This window comes from Bradyrhizobium sp. BR 1432 (assembly GCF_051547705.1).
Taxonomy (GTDB): domain Bacteria; phylum Pseudomonadota; class Alphaproteobacteria; order Rhizobiales; family Xanthobacteraceae; genus Bradyrhizobium; species Bradyrhizobium zhanjiangense.
Window position 1 is genome coordinate 355277 of sequence record NZ_JBPUGF010000004.1, and the last position, 13842, is coordinate 369118.

Sequence of the window (13842 nt, forward strand, 5' to 3'; positions counted from 1 at the left end):
GGGTGAGGGTTCTCTCCTCTTGGGGAGTCCCTCTGCGGAGACACCCTCTCCCCAGCCCTCCCCCGCAAGCGGGGGAGGGAGCGCACCTCCTTCGTGGCCGCACCGATCCTAATCCGATCGAGGCCTACGCCGCGTAAATCGCCCGATACTTCTTCGCGTCCAGCAGCGCCAGCACGGCATCGGCCGCGACCGGCCGGCTGATCAGATAGCCCTGCACCTCGTCGCAACTGATCTGACGCAGATATTCGAGCTGGTCGGCGGTCTCGACGCCTTCGGCGACGACGCCGATGCGCAGGTCCCGCGCGAGCGAGATCACCGACTTCACGATGGCGGCGCAGTCCGGCTGCACCAAGACGTCGCTGATGAAAGACTGGTCGATCTTGATGCGGCTGAACGGCAGCTTGCGCAAATAGGTGAGCGAGGAGAAGCCCGTCCCGAAATCGTCGAGCGCCACGGTGACGCCGAGCTCCAGCAGCGCATTCAGGACTGATTCGGCCGAGCCGTATTTCGACAGCAGCATCGATTCCGTAATCTCGATTTCGAGCCGGCTGGGAGAGACCTTCGCATCGGCAAGCGCCTGCACGATGGTCTGGAGGACGCCGGTGTTGTGAAATTGCGCCGCGGAGAAATTCACGGCGACCCTGATCTCGTCCGGCCATTGCGCCACCGTCGCGCAGGCGCGGCGGATGACCCATTCGCCGATCTCGTGGATCAGCCCGGTCTCCTCTGCGATTGGGATGAATTCGCTCGGGGGCACCAGCCCCCGCGCGGGATGCTGCCAGCGCAGCAGCGCCTCGAAGCCGGTGATGCGGTTGTCGCCGAGGTCGAGGAACGGCTGGAACACCAGGAACAGCTCGTCCCTCGCGATCGCGCCCGCGAGGTCCGATTGCAGCGCCTTGCGGTCGCGCGACACCCTGTCGTCGCTGGTCTCGAAAAAGCAGATCGTGCCGGCTCCCGCCTTCTTGGCGCGATAGAGCGCGGCATCGGCATTCTTCATGACGTCGAGCGGCGAGGTGCCGTCGCGCGGTGCCAGCACGATGCCGACGCTGGTCGCGCCGACGATCTGGCGGCCCTCGATCTGGAACGGCTCGGTGAAGGCCGCGACGAAGCGCTCGGCGATCTCGAGCGCATCTTCCGGCCGCGCCAGATTGTTCATGACCAGCGCGAATTCGTCGCCGCCGATGCGCGCGACATGCTCGGCCGCGCGCGTGCAGCGTTGCAGGCGGCTGGCGACCTGGACCAGGAATTCGTCGCCGGCGGGATGACCGAACTGGTCGTTGACCTCCTTGAAGCGATCGAGGTCGAGCAGCAGCACCGCGAATTCCTCACCGGACAATGCCAGTCGTTTGAGCGCGGCATCGAGCGTTTCGTTGAAGGCGACGCGGTTGGGCAAATGGGTGAGGGGATCCTGCCGCACCGTGCGCTCCGCCTCGATCTGCCGCATCACGCGCCGCGCGAACGCGAACGAATTGACGAACACGCCGCGCAGCAGCACGCTGCCGTAGACCACGACGAGGAAGGCGATCAGCAGGAAGGCGAGATCGCCGTTCCTGCCGAGGCAGATGGCGATGCCGAGGAAGATGGGCGCGGTGAAGGCGATGGCCGCGATCGGAATCGTGGCGAACGCCAGCGCGCCGCCGGCTAGCATGCCCGAGCACAGGCAGGTGATGACGAGCTGGCCGCCGGTCGAAGCATCGGCGAAGAAGGCGACCGGGACGATGCCCCAGGCCGCGCCAAGGATGAAGGCGTTGCGCACCAGCCGGTGCATGGCGCGGCGCGAGACGAATTGCGGTTTGGTGATGCGGCGCGCGGCGTGGGATTGCACGCCGAACCCGATCGCGGCGCTGGCGACGGCGGCCGCCCAGATCAGGGCGGGCATCCTGTCCGGCGACTGCCACAACGCGATGGCCAGCACGATGGCGTTGCAGGCGTTGGCAAGCATGATGCCGACCGAATAGCCGAGCACCAGCGACATCTGCTCGGCCCGGATATGGCCGGCCACCGCCTCGTCGGTTGTGGGACCGCCAAAGGCCGACAGATCGCCGGCGAACAGCCGTGCGAAATAGCTGGTCGTTTGAGTCCGCATTCCAGAGCCTAGCAGCATCGGCCGATTGTCCGGCTAGAAGCGGAAAATTCGCTGCAAACCTTTGACGAACTATGAATTATCCCTAGCTGCCGCAATGGGAGTGAGCACTTCTACGTGTTCAAACGAAGGTATCGATAACAAATCGATACAAATGCGTGATGGCAGGAAATGTTCGCCCCTAACTCCGCTGTCATGCCCCGCGCAGGCGGGGCATCCAGTACGCCGCGGCCCCCCGACTTATCACAGCCGCCGCGGAGTACTGGATCGCCCGCCTTCGCGGGCGATGACAGCGGTGGCAGGGCGAGAGGCAGGCGCGGTCACCGCCCCAGCTGTTTCGGATCGTAGTAAAACCGTTCCTCGACCAGCTGGTCGCCCCGCCAGGTCTGCCACGCGATCTCGTCCAGTGTCCGCGTGACGCCCTCGGCGTTGGTGAAGCTGAAGAGCCAGCGGGTCGCGACGTGGTCGCCCTCGATCAGGCTCGGCCCGACACGCACGGCCTTGACGTCCTTGGATGCCGCCAGCACGCCACGCTCCTTGGCGACGAGCTTGTCGCGGCCAACCGTCGGGGCAGCGTTGTTCTCGTAGGTCACGGCATCAGGCGTGCAGAACTGTTCGATGGCGCCGATGAAGTCTCCGGCTTCCAGCCGCTGCGCAAACGCCTCGACAATGTCACGGCTCGGCATCGAACACCTCACAATCAAAACCGACTGATAGTCGGTAAATACCGACCGATGGTCGAAAAGTCAACTGGCCGCCGGTGCTCGATTGGATTAAAGCGAGAGTGAGTTGAAGCGATGCGAGCCGAGAACTCAGAACACCTCTCCCGTAGGGAGAGGTCGGATCGCATCGAAAGATGCGATCCGGGTGAGGGGTTAGGGTCTCCACTGTGTGCCCGCGGCCCCTCACCCGGATTGCACTGGACGATGCTTCGCATCGCCAGGCACAATCCACCTCTCCCCGTCGGGGAGAGGTGGACCTCGACGAGGCACATGGCGAAGCAGGCGGAACGGCGCGCGGCGACGATGGAAGCGATCCTGACGGCGGCACGCCGCCTGTTCGGGAGCCGAGGATTCGCCGCCACCACCATGGACGAGATCGCGGACGCCGCCCGCATTGCCAAGGGCGCGGTCTATCATCACTTCAAGACCAAGGAGGCGGTGTTCGAAGCCGTGTTCGACCAGGTCTCGCGCGACCTCGTTGTCGAGATCGATAGCGCCGCGCGCGCCGAGAAGGATGTTCTCGCAGCCATGGTTGCCGGTACCCAGCACTACTTTGCGGCGACGGCAAAGGGCCCCACCGGCCAGATCATCCTGCGTGATGGGCCCGCCGTGCTCGGCTGGGAACGCTGGCGCGAGATCGACGCCAAGCACTTTGGCGGCAAGCTGCCGCGCGCGATCGCGGCGGCGATGGAGGCCGGCCTGATCGCGCGCCAGCCGGTCGAGCCCCTGGCCCGGCTGCTGCTCGGCGCCGTCACGGAAGCCGCGGTCGCCTGCGCCGGGCGCGCCGATATCGCAAGGGCGGGTGCGGAATATGCCCGTGCGTTCAGGTCGCTGGTCGAGGCGCTGCGCCTGCGTGCATGATTGTGCTAATGCGAGATCAGTTTTGTAGGCGATGCGAGCCAAGAACTCGGATTCACCTCTCCTGTAGGGAGAGGTCGGATTGCATCGAAGATGCAATCCGGGTGAGGGGTTACAGTCTCACTCGCCGTTGCGGCCCCTCACCCGGATTGCTACGGACGATGCTTCGCATCGCCGAGCGCAATCCGACCTCTCCCCGTCGGGGAGAGGTGAAGCTCGCATCGCTGATCGAATTTAGCCTGCTCTAAGTGACGAAACTGGAAACGCCAACACCAACAAAAAGAACAGTAGCGCATGAACGCAAATTCCTCGCTCGCGCCGTCCGATCCCGAATTCGACTACATCATCGTCGGTGCCGGCTCCGCCGGCTGCGTGCTCGCCAACAGGCTCTCTGCGAATGGCAAGCACAGCGTGCTGCTGCTCGAGGCCGGCCCGAAGGATTCCAACATCTGGATCCACGTCCCGCTCGGCTACGGCAAGCTGTTCAAGGAGAAGACGGTCAACTGGATGTATCAGACCGAGCCGGAGCCCGAGCTGAAGGGACGGCAGGTGTTCCAGCCGCGCGGCAAGACGCTGGGCGGCTCGAGCTCGATCAACGGCCTGCTCTATGTCCGCGGCCAGCACGAGGACTACGACCGCTGGCGCCAGCTCGGCAACACCGGCTGGGGCTATGACGACGTGTTGCCCTACTTCAAGAAGGCCGAGAACCAATCCCGCGGCTCCGATCAATATCACGGCAGCGGCGGGCCGCTGCCGGTCTCCAATATGATCGTGACCGATCCGCTGTCGAAAGCTTTCATCGACGCCGCGGTCGAGACCGGTTTGCCCTACAACCCTGACTTCAACGGCGCCACGCAGGAAGGTGTCGGCCTATTCCAGACCACGACGCGCAACGGCCGGCGCGCCTCGACGTCGGTGGCCTATCTCGGCCCGGCGAAGACCCGCAGCAATCTCAAGATCGAGACCTCCGCACTCGCCCAGCGCGTCCTGTTCGAAGGGCGCCGCGCCGTCGGCGTCGAATACCGGCAAGGCGCGGCCTTGCGCCGCGCGCGGGCCCGCAAGGAAATCGTGCTGTCGAGCGGAGCCTACAACTCGCCGCAGCTGCTTCAGCTCTCCGGCGTCGGTCCCGCCGATCTCTTGCGCAAGCACGGCATAGACATCGTGCTCGATGCTCTCGGTGTCGGCCATGACCTCCAGGACCACATGCAGGTCCGCATCGTGATGCGTTGCTCGCAGAAGATCACGCTGAACGACACCATCAATCATCCGCTCCGCCGCACGATGGCTGGGGCGCGCTATGCGCTGTTCCGGAAGGGCTGGCTGACGATCGCGGCGGGCACGGCGGGCGCGTTCTTCAAGACCAGCCCGCGGCTGGCGTCACCCGACATCCAGGTGCATTTCCTGCCGTTCTCGACCGACAAGATGGGGGAGAAGCTGCACGATTTCTCGGGCTTCACCGCCTCCGTGTGCCAGCTCCGGCCCGAAAGCCGCGGAACCTTGCGCATCAAAAGTGCCGACCCGACCGTGCCGCCGGAGATCCGCATCAACTACATGTCGACCGAAACCGACCGCAGCACCAATGTCGAGGGCCTGAAGATCCTGCGCAAGATATTGAACGCGCCGGCGATGAAGCCGTTCGTGGTCAATGAGTACGATCCCGGCGCGAAGGTATCCACGGACGCCGAGTTGCTCGATTATTGCCGCGAGCGCGGCAGCACCATCTACCATCCGACCTCGACCTGTCGTATGGGCAATGACGCGCTCGCGGTGGTCGACCAGCGGCTGAAGGTGAGGGGGCTCGTCGGCCTTCGCGTCGTCGACGGCTCGGTCATGCCGGACCTCGTGTCGGGGAACACCAACGCGCCGATCATCATGATCGCCGAAAAGGCCTCCGACATGATATTGGAGGATGCGCGTTAGAGCATGATCCGGACCCGAAGGGCCGCGTTGGCGCAAAGTGGGAACCGGTTTTCCGATAAGATCATGCTCAAACAAAATGACGCGTCTCGAAAGGATCAGGACTTGGCTACGCGATTCAAGATCGGCACCCGCAAGAGCGCGATGGCGCTGGCACAGACGGAAGAGATTGCACGCCGCCTGACCGCCGCCGTGCCCGATCTCGACGTCGAGATCGTCAAGTTCGACACCACGGGCGATCTCGACCAGACCAGCAAGCTCCTGCCCCACGGCGGCAAGGGCGGCGCCTTCGTGGCGCAGATCCGCGCCGCCGTGCTGTCAGGCGAGCTCCAGGCGGCGATGCACTCGCTCAAGGACATGCCGGGCAACGAGGACACGCCCGGCCTTGTCATCGGCGCCACCTTGTCGCGCGATCCGCCCAGTGACGCGCTGGTGCTGCGCGACGGCGTGACGCTGGAGGCGCTGCGCCAGTCCCGCGGCAAGGGTTTCAAGATCGGGACCAACGCTGTCCGCCGGGCCGCCTATGCGCGGCGCCTGTTTCCGGAGGTGGAGGTGATCCACTTCCGCGGCGCCGCCGACACGCGCGTGCGCAAGCTCGACAACGGCGAGAAGCAGCGCCTGCCGGATGGCGGTGCGGTGGGACCGGCCGATGCGCTGATCATGGCGCGGTCGGGCCTCGACCGCGTCGGTCTTTCCAGCCGCATCGCCTACGAATTCACCGCGGCGGAGATGCTGCCTGCGGCGGGCCAGGGCATCGTCGCGGTCGAATGCGCCGCGCAGGACTGGCAGACGCGGCAGATCCTTTCATCGATCGACGATCCCGCCGCGCATGCCTGTGCCGATGCCGAGCGCGAAGTGCTGTGGGTGCTCAATGGCCACTGCAATTCGCCGGTGGCGGGGTTCTCGACCATTGCCGGCGATCAGATGTCGCTGTCCGCATCTGTGCTCGACCTCTCCGGCAATACCATCATCGAGGCCTCGCGCTCAGGCCCCGCCAATCGTCCGCGCGAGCTCGGCCGTGCTGTGGCGTTGGATCTGTTGGCCAGGGGGGCCGCCGAGATCATCGAACGCAGCCGGCCGCGCTGAGCCTGCCCGCGAAATCACAATCGGCGATGGTGTCATCCTGCGCCTGTTTTGCCCGACGTGTCAAACGCGCGGGGTGAGTCATGCCGGCCTAGATTTTTCAATGACTTGTCTACTGTGCATGGGGTTGTTTTCGCACTTTTTGTTTTGCCGCGCCCCTTTGGGCGAAATAAATCAGCCCCGCACGCGCCTCAGCATCTGCTCGACATGGGCGATCGGCGTTTCCGGCTGGATGCCGTGGCCGAGATTGAAGATCAGGCGCCCTTTCGCAAAATTCGCCAGCACGTCGTCGACGGCGCGGTCGAGCGCTGCGCCACCAGTGATCAACACCAGCGGGTCGAGATTACCCTGCACGGCGACCTTGCTCTGAACGCGCTCGCGGATGAAGGCCGGCTCCGCGGTCCAGTCGATGCTCACCGCGTTGACGCCGGTTGCCTCGACATAGGCCGGCAGCTGCGCGCCGGCACCGCGCGGGAAGCCGATGATCTTCGCATCCGGCACCTTTGCGCGCACGCCTTCGACGATGCGCCGCGTCGGCTCGATCGACCAGCGCGCGAACTCGGCGGGCGGCAGCACGCCGGCCCAGGTGTCGAAGATCTGCAAGGCATCGGCGCCGGCGGCGAGTTGCGCCAGCAGATATTCGACCGAGTTGTCGACCAGCGCATCGATGATTTGCGCAAAGGCCTCCGCATGCCGGTAGGCCATCATTCGCGCCGGCGCCTGGTCGGGCGTGCCCTGGCCGGCGACCATGTAGGTCGCCACCGTCCACGGCGCGCCGCAGAAGCCGATCAGGGCAACCTCGGGAGCGAGCGCGCCGCGCACGATCCGCAGCGCCTCGAACACCGGCGCGAGCTTGGAGAAATCGGCGCGCGCGGCCAGCGTCGCAACCTTCGCCGGATCATCCAGCGGTTCGAGCCGCGGGCCTTCGCCGACCTCGAAACGCACGGAGCGGCCGAGCGCATAGGGGATCACCAGGATGTCCGAGAAGATGATCGCAGCATTGAAGCCGAACCGCCGGATCGGTTGCAGCGTCACCTCGGCGGCAAGCTCCGGGTTGAAGCAGAGATCGAGGAAGCCGCCTGCCTTGGCGCGCACCTCGCGATATTCCGGCAGGTAGCGGCCGGCCTGCCGCATCATCCACATGGGCGGGATGGCCTGGCGCTGGCCGGAGAGCACGTCGATGAAGGGCTTTGTCGCAGATTGGGGCACGAGCTGTCCTGATGCAGATTGAGGTTCCTGATACACCGTGAGAGGCCTGAGCGGAACAGGGGAACCGGCGCAAATGCGCCGCGTTGACCAGCCAATCGAGGAGGATCTCATGGCTCAGACATTCAACCCTGCGCCGCACGACAAGCACGCCGACGATCTGCGCGAAGCGCTCGCCGCCGATCGCAACGCCAAGCTCGATGACGGTCTGAAGGATACGTTCCCGGCCTCCGATCCCGTGAGCGCCGCGCAACCGACACCCTCGAAGGCGGATGCGGATGCCGAGCACCCCTCGGTCTGGAACAAAGTTAAGGCCATCTTCAGCTAGCCGGCGGGAGCCGGATTCCGATAAGCACGCTAATGTTCTGTTAGCGATGGCCGATGCTTGCGTCCGTACGACTACGGGATCGCCGCGCATTGCTGCGGTAATTTCAGAGTTCAATAACAGAAGCGGCAGAGTTTCCGAACGATCGGAGAATTCTGCCGCATGAGTGCTGTGACCCAAAGAGCCGGATGGAGCCGTCTGCCGCTGCGCGCGGCCGCGTTCGTCGCGCTCACCTGCGCGACCATCCTTGGGATCAGCGCCTGGCGCGAATGGGCCGCGCGCGATGCCGTGCTCAAGGGTGCCGAGGCCGAGATGGCCAACGTTGCCCGCTCGCTGACACAGCATGCAGAGGACAGCCTCGATCTCCTGGATTCCGGCGTCGTCGGCGTCGTCAGCCGGCTGGAGATGGACGGCGCCGGCCCTGCCACGATCGCGAAGCTGCGTACCCTGCTGGAAGCGCGCAAGAAGGCCATCGAGCGCATTCACAGCCTCGGCATCATCGACGATCAGGGCAATTGGCTGACCTTGCCCGGCACGATCGGCTCGACCTTCAGCGACGACGCGTTCTTCCGCCATCACCAGCTCTCTCCGAAACGCGAGCCCCATGTCGGCCGTCCCGTGAAGAGCCTCCTGGACGGCGAATGGGTCGTCACCCTGTCGCGCCGCTTCAACAAGGCGGATGGCAGCTTCGGCGGCGTGGTGCTCGCGACCATCAGCTCGAAATATCTTTCGCATTTCTACGAGCAGTTCGAGATCGGCCGCAACAGCTCGGTGGCGCTGACGCATGGCGACGGCCTGATCGTCGCGCGCAACCCGAACAACGAAAAGTTCGTCGGACACAGTGTTGCCGACAAGCCGCTGTTCCGCGACGCCAGCCTGCAGCGGCCGGGCGGCGCCTATCATTTCAAGTCGCCGCTGGACGGCGCCCAGCGCGTCAGCTTCTTCAAGCGCGGCAGCCGCTACCCGCTGGTCCTGCTCGCTACCGTCGACAAGGACGAACTGCTGGCGCCCTGGCGCGCAGCCGCGATCTCCCGCATGCTCTACGTGGTCGCCCTGGTGATGCTGATCGCGATCATCGGTGCCATGCTGGTGCGGCAGTTGCAGCGGGGCCAGCGCATGGCCGCGGCCCTGATCGAGAAGGAGGCGCACTTCCGCTTGCTCGCGGAAGGCTCCAGCGACATGGTGACCCGCATCGGGCTCGACGAGCGGCTGCGTTATGTCTCGCCCGCGTCGGTGCGCCTCGTCGGCTGGCGCGCCAATCAACTCATCGGCACGCCTGCGCTCGCTGGCATCAATCCGGAGGATCTGCCGCAGGTCCAGGCGATCGTCGACGCCATGAAGCGCGGCGAGACGGAGGAGGCGCGCCTCGTCTATCGCAACGCGCACCGGGAGAACGGCGAAGTCTGGCTCGAATCGACCATGCGGGTGACGCGCAAGGACAATGGCCGCGTCGACGGCGTGGTGGCGATCTCGCGCGACATCACCGAACACAAGAAGCTGGAGACCAGGCTCGAGACGCTCGCGATCGAGGACAGCCTCACGGGTCTTGCCAACCGCCGTCGCTTCGACGAACGGCTGATGGAGGAATGGGCGCGTGCCTACCGCGACCGCTCCAGCCTCGCCTTGCTGATGATCGACGTCGACCACTTCAAGGCCTACAACGACGAATACGGCCATCCCGCGGGCGACGCCTGCCTCCGCCTGGTGGCACAGATCATCGCGACCGAAATGCAGCGTCCCGGCGATCTGGCGGCGCGCTATGGCGGCGAGGAATTCGCCATGCTGCTGCCGAACACCGATGCCGAAGGCTGCGCCCGGGTCGGCGACCGGATCAGGCGGGCGATCCGCGAGGCAGGCCTCGTCCACACCACCAACCATGCGACCGGTTGCGTCACCGCTTCGCTCGGAGGCGCGGCGTGCCGGCCGGTGCTGGAGCGCACGGCGGGCGTGGCCTCGCTCGTCGAGGCGGCCGATCAGGCGCTCTACGCCGCGAAGGAAGCCGGGCGCAACCGATTGATGATGTCGGGCGAAGTTGCCAGCCTGATGCTCAAGGCGTCCGGCCAGTAGCTCATCTTTTTCAATAATGCGGCGGGCGCTCGTTGGCAGGCCCCGGCGCATTCGCCTCGGCCTCCTGGAGCCGTTCGCTCAGCTGTGCGATCTGCCGCGTCAGCGCATCGATCTGCTTCCACTGCGCCGTGATGGTCTGGTTCAGCGTCTCGATCGTGTCGTCCTGATAGGCAAGGCGCATCTCCAGCGTGTCGATGCGCTCGCTCAGCGTCTTGATCTCATTCGTCACGGCCGTGGCCCTTGTCCAGTTCTCGCAGGCCAAGTTCTCGCAAGCCAAGTTCTCGCAATCCATGGCCGAGCGCGACGCGCTCGTCGAACACGAAGCATTCGCCGCGCCAGCGGCTCTGCGTCTCCGGCACCTGTTCCAGATATTTGAGGATGCCGCCTTTGAGGTGATAGACCTCGGCAAAGCCGCGCGCGAGCAGATGCGCGCTGGCCTTCTCGCAGCGGATGCCGCCGGTGCAGAACATCGCGATCCTGCGGTGCTTTGCCGGATCGAGCTGCGCGGCGGCAAAATCCTTGAACTGGCCAAAACTCTTGATGCCGGGATCGACCGCGCCCTCGAACGTGCCCATCGCCACCTCGAAGGCATTGCGGGTGTCGAGCAGCAGCGTATCGGGTGCCGCAATCAGCGCATTCCATTCGGCGGCGTCGACATAGGTGCCGACCTGCTTTGTCGGATCGGCGGCCGCATCGCCGAGCGTGACGATCTCCTTCTTCAGCCGCACCTTGAGCCGGCCGAACGGCATCGCCGCGGCGGTCGAGAATTTGAGCTCGAGATTGTCGAGCCGGCCGCCGAACATGTCGCCGTGCGCGAGCTCGTGAGCGAAGGCGCCGATCGCCTCCGGGGTGCCCGCGACAGTGCCGTTGATGCCCTCCTGGGCCAGCAGCACGCTCCCCTTCAGCGCCAGGCGAGCGCAGAACGCACGCAACGGCTCGCGCAGCTCGCGGTAATCCGGGAGGGCGGCGAATTGGTAGAAGGCGGCGACCTTGGTGACCGAATTGTTGTCAGACATGGCGGCTCGTTTAGCAGGCGACGGCCGCCCGGAAAACCCGCCATGGCTGAAAGCCGCGAGTGGTCCATACGCCCAGCGGATGGCAGCCATTTCATTGGTATGCCAGCATTGCTCCGGCTGGCCGGAATATGTCATGTAGGCCGGGTTTTTCCGAGATGGCGCGCCGTCGCGCCGGATGTCCAAGAAAGCAAGAATCGCATGAGAAACTTCCATTTCCCCGGCAGGTCCACGGTCCACGCCACCAATGCGATGGTGGCGACCTCGCATCCGCAGGCTTCGCTCGCCGCGATCGAGGTGCTGCGCGAGGGCGGCACGGCGGTGGACGCAGCGGTCGCCGGCTCGGCCGTGCTCGGCGTGATCGAGCCGCAATCGACCGGCATCGGCGGCGACTGTTTTGCGCTGATCCAGCCGCGGGGCGAGGGCAAGATCATCGCCTATAACGGCTCCGGCCGCGCGCCGAAGGCGGCGAACGCCGACTGGTATCTCGAGCGCAAGATCAATTCCGTCCCGCTGACCTCGGCCCATGCAGTCTCGATCCCCGGTGTGGTCGACGCCTTCGCCACCGTGCTGCGCGATCACGGCAAGTTCGGCTTCGACCGGCTGCTGCAGCCCGCGATCAAGGCGGCGGAAGAGGGCTACGTCGTCGCGCCGCGCATCGCCTTCGATTGGAAGAACCAGTTCGAGAAGCTGAAGGGCGGCACCAACACCGTGCGTTACCTGTTGCCGGGCGGCAAGCCGCCGGTGGCCGGCGACGTCATCCGCCAGGCAGAGCTCGGCAACACCCTGCGCGCGATCGCCAAGGGCGGCCGCGACGCCTTCTACAAAGGCCCGATCGCGGAGGACATGGTCGAGACCCTGCGCGGGATCGGCGGCCTGCACACGCTCGATGATTTCGCCGCGCACACGACGGAAGTGACCACGCCGATCGGCACCATGTACAAGGGCTATGACGTCTGGCAGTGCCCGCCGAACGGGCCCGGCGTCACCATGCTGCTGATGCTGAACATCCTGTCGCGGTTCGATCTGACCAAGTTCGCACCGCTCAGCGTCGAGCGCTTCCACCTCGAGGCGGAGGCCGCGCGCATCGCCTACATGAATCGCGAGATGCATGTCGCCGCCCCCGATCATATGAAGATCAACGTCGCCGAGATGCTCGCCAAGGGCTTTGCCGACGAGTACATCAGCAAGATCCGGATGGACGGCATGCTCGAGCTGCCGAATGTCGCGCCGCCGATGAATCCGTCGACCATCTACATCACGGTGGTGGACAAGGACCGCAACGTCTGCTCGTTCATCAACTCGATCGCCCATTCCTTCGGTTCGGCGATCGTCTCCAACAAGACCGGCGTCCTGTTCCAGAACCGAGCCGGCGGATTCCGCATCCAGCCGGGCCATCCCAACTGCATCGCAGGCGGCAAGCGCCCGCTGCACACGATCATGCCGAGCCTGCTCACCAAGGGTGGCCGTTCCGTGATGCCGTTCGCCGTGATGGGCGGACAGTATCAACCGACCGGCCAGACGCATGTGCTGACCAACATCCTCGACTATGGCTGCGACGTGCAGGAGGCGATCGACATGCCGCGCGGCCTGCACTACGAGGGCCAGTATCAGCTCGAGGACAGCGTGCCCGCCGCGATCGTCGAGGGCCTGAAGAAGCTCGGCCACAAGACCACCAGCGTGGTCGGTCCGCTCGGCGGCGCCCAGGCGATCTGGATCGACTGGGAGAAGGGCACGCTCACCGGCGGTTCCGATCCGCGCAAGGACGGCTGCGCGCTGGGCTATTGAGCGCCCGCGCGGTTCCCCGCGCAAGATCAGGAAAAGTTGACGAAGGGCGACGCGGCATTTGCTGCGTCGCCCTTTCTCGTTCGGAACGGAGCCCATTGCTTCAGGTTAAGGGGCGATGAGCGGTGCAGGCGTGCGCTGCTTGGTTTGAAGCAGTGGAGGCCGTCCATGTCCGATAAATCAAGTTCCAGAGCATCCGCATTCGATCGGCGCGCCTTCATGGCCGGCGTCGCTGGGAGCGCGCTCGTGCCGATGACGGCGCGTGCCGCCGCGCAGGACGCAAATGCGCCGGTCGCACAAGATCCGGCGCTTCCTGTCGAGGTCACCCTCCACGTGAACGGCAAGGACAAGCGCCTGAGCATCGATGCGCGAACCACTGTGCTCGACGCGCTGCGCGAACAGCTCAAGCTCACCGGCAGCAAGAAGGGATGCGATCACGGCCAGTGCGGCGCCTGCACGGTGCTGATCGGTGACCGGCGCGTGGTGTCGTGTCTGACGCTCGCGCTCGCCGCCGAGGGGCAGGAGATCACGACGATCGAAGGCCTCGCCACCGACGACCGCCTGCATCCGATGCAGCAGGCCTTCATCGACAACGACGCGTTCCAGTGCGGCTATTGCACGCCCGGCCAGATCATGTCTGCCGTCGCCTGCGTCAAGGAGGGGCATGCAAACAACGAGGCGGACATCCGCGAATATATGAGCGGCAATATCTGCCGCTGTGCCGCCTATCCCAACATCGTCGCCGCCGTGAAGCAGGCCGCGCCCGAGATCATGAAAGGCTAG

General features: G+C 65.3%; 12 protein-coding genes. 7 read left to right on the forward strand and 5 right to left on the reverse strand.

Features of this window, described 5'->3' with window-relative positions; all coding sequences use genetic code 11:
- Positions 1 to 124: 124 nt before the first annotated feature.
- Positions 125 to 2086: a putative bifunctional diguanylate cyclase/phosphodiesterase gene (locus ACSKB8_RS42575; RefSeq protein WP_438111380.1), complete on the reverse strand. Its 1962-nt coding sequence runs from the start codon at positions 2084 to 2086 to the stop codon at positions 125 to 127.
- Between the two features lie 317 nt (positions 2087 to 2403).
- Positions 2404 to 2769: a nuclear transport factor 2 family protein gene (locus tag ACSKB8_RS42580; protein WP_438111382.1), complete on the reverse strand. Its 366-nt coding sequence runs from the start codon at positions 2767 to 2769 to the stop codon at positions 2404 to 2406.
- A gap of 306 nt (positions 2770 to 3075) precedes the next feature.
- On the opposite strand from ACSKB8_RS42580, the gene ACSKB8_RS42585 reads away from it, so the two are divergent.
- The 3 genes from ACSKB8_RS42585 to hemC all read left to right on the forward strand — a co-directional run bounded on the left by ACSKB8_RS42585 (position 3076) and on the right by hemC (position 6666).
- Entirely contained in the window at positions 3076 to 3666 is a 591-nt protein-coding gene (locus tag ACSKB8_RS42585) for a TetR/AcrR family transcriptional regulator (protein ID WP_438111384.1), read from the forward strand.
- 291 nt (positions 3667 to 3957) lie between these two features.
- Positions 3958 to 5583, forward strand: a complete 1626-nt coding sequence (locus ACSKB8_RS42590) for a GMC family oxidoreductase (protein ID WP_438111386.1) — start codon at positions 3958 to 3960, stop codon at positions 5581 to 5583.
- A gap of 102 nt (positions 5584 to 5685) precedes the next feature.
- Positions 5686 to 6666, forward strand: coding sequence for a hydroxymethylbilane synthase (gene hemC / locus ACSKB8_RS42595; RefSeq protein WP_438111388.1), 981 nt, complete (start codon positions 5686 to 5688; stop codon positions 6664 to 6666).
- A 171-nt stretch (positions 6667 to 6837) separates the two neighbouring features.
- Here the strand turns inward: hemC and hemE are convergent, their stop codons facing one another.
- Positions 6838 to 7872 carry a uroporphyrinogen decarboxylase gene (gene hemE, locus ACSKB8_RS42600; protein ID WP_438111390.1) on the reverse strand — a complete coding sequence of 345 codons (1035 nt, stop codon included), beginning with the start codon at positions 7870 to 7872 and terminating at the stop codon, positions 6838 to 6840.
- A 109-nt stretch (positions 7873 to 7981) separates the two neighbouring features.
- Here hemE and ACSKB8_RS42605 point away from each other — a divergent pair, with 109 nt between their 5' ends.
- Both ACSKB8_RS42605 and ACSKB8_RS42610 read left to right on the forward strand, forming a co-directional pair.
- Positions 7982 to 8197, forward strand: a complete 216-nt coding sequence (locus ACSKB8_RS42605) for a hypothetical protein (protein ID WP_438111391.1) — start codon at positions 7982 to 7984, stop codon at positions 8195 to 8197.
- Positions 8198 to 8356: 159 nt separating this feature from the next.
- On the forward strand, positions 8357 to 10261 hold the full coding sequence (locus tag ACSKB8_RS42610; RefSeq protein ID WP_438111393.1) for a diguanylate cyclase domain-containing protein: 1905 nt from the start codon (positions 8357 to 8359) through the stop codon (positions 10259 to 10261).
- 10 nt (positions 10262 to 10271) lie between these two features.
- Here ACSKB8_RS42610 and ACSKB8_RS42615 read toward each other — a convergent pair whose 3' ends face one another.
- Both ACSKB8_RS42615 and trhO read right to left on the reverse strand, forming a co-directional pair.
- The gene (locus tag ACSKB8_RS42615; protein WP_091898967.1) at positions 10272 to 10490 is read right to left on the reverse strand and encodes a SlyX family protein; all 219 of its coding nucleotides are present in this window, start codon (positions 10488 to 10490) and stop codon (positions 10272 to 10274) included.
- A complete protein-coding gene (trhO, locus tag ACSKB8_RS42620) occupies positions 10480 to 11277 on the reverse strand; it encodes an oxygen-dependent tRNA uridine(34) hydroxylase TrhO (RefSeq protein WP_438111395.1) in 798 nt (265 codons plus the stop codon). Before trhO ends, ACSKB8_RS42615 begins: the two co-directional genes overlap by 11 nt.
- Before the next feature lie 198 nt (positions 11278 to 11475).
- Between trhO and ggt the strand changes: the two genes are divergently transcribed.
- Both ggt and ACSKB8_RS42630 read left to right on the forward strand, forming a co-directional pair.
- On the forward strand, positions 11476 to 13062 hold the full coding sequence (gene ggt / locus ACSKB8_RS42625; RefSeq protein WP_438111397.1) for a gamma-glutamyltransferase: 1587 nt from the start codon (positions 11476 to 11478) through the stop codon (positions 13060 to 13062).
- 165 nt (positions 13063 to 13227) lie between these two features.
- Entirely contained in the window at positions 13228 to 13842 is a 615-nt protein-coding gene (locus tag ACSKB8_RS42630) for a (2Fe-2S)-binding protein (protein WP_438111399.1), read from the forward strand.

Coding starts and splice junctions, on each gene's coding strand:
- ACSKB8_RS42575 (WP_438111380.1), bottom strand. CDS start 2,086: ATGCGGACTCAAACGACCAGCTATTTCGCACGGCTGTTCGCCGGCGAT.
- ACSKB8_RS42580 (WP_438111382.1), bottom strand. CDS start 2,769: ATGCCGAGCCGTGACATTGTCGAGGCGTTTGCGCAGCGGCTGGAAGCC.
- ACSKB8_RS42585 (WP_438111384.1), top strand. CDS start 3,076: ATGGCGAAGCAGGCGGAACGGCGCGCGGCGACGATGGAAGCGATCCTG.
- ACSKB8_RS42590 (WP_438111386.1), top strand. CDS start 3,958: ATGAACGCAAATTCCTCGCTCGCGCCGTCCGATCCCGAATTCGACTAC.
- ACSKB8_RS42605 (WP_438111391.1), top strand. CDS start 7,982: ATGGCTCAGACATTCAACCCTGCGCCGCACGACAAGCACGCCGACGAT.
- ACSKB8_RS42610 (WP_438111393.1), top strand. CDS start 8,357: ATGAGTGCTGTGACCCAAAGAGCCGGATGGAGCCGTCTGCCGCTGCGC.
- trhO (WP_438111395.1), bottom strand. CDS start 11,277: ATGTCTGACAACAATTCGGTCACCAAGGTCGCCGCCTTCTACCAATTC.
- ggt (WP_438111397.1), top strand. CDS start 11,476: ATGAGAAACTTCCATTTCCCCGGCAGGTCCACGGTCCACGCCACCAAT.
- ACSKB8_RS42630 (WP_438111399.1), top strand. CDS start 13,228: ATGTCCGATAAATCAAGTTCCAGAGCATCCGCATTCGATCGGCGCGCC.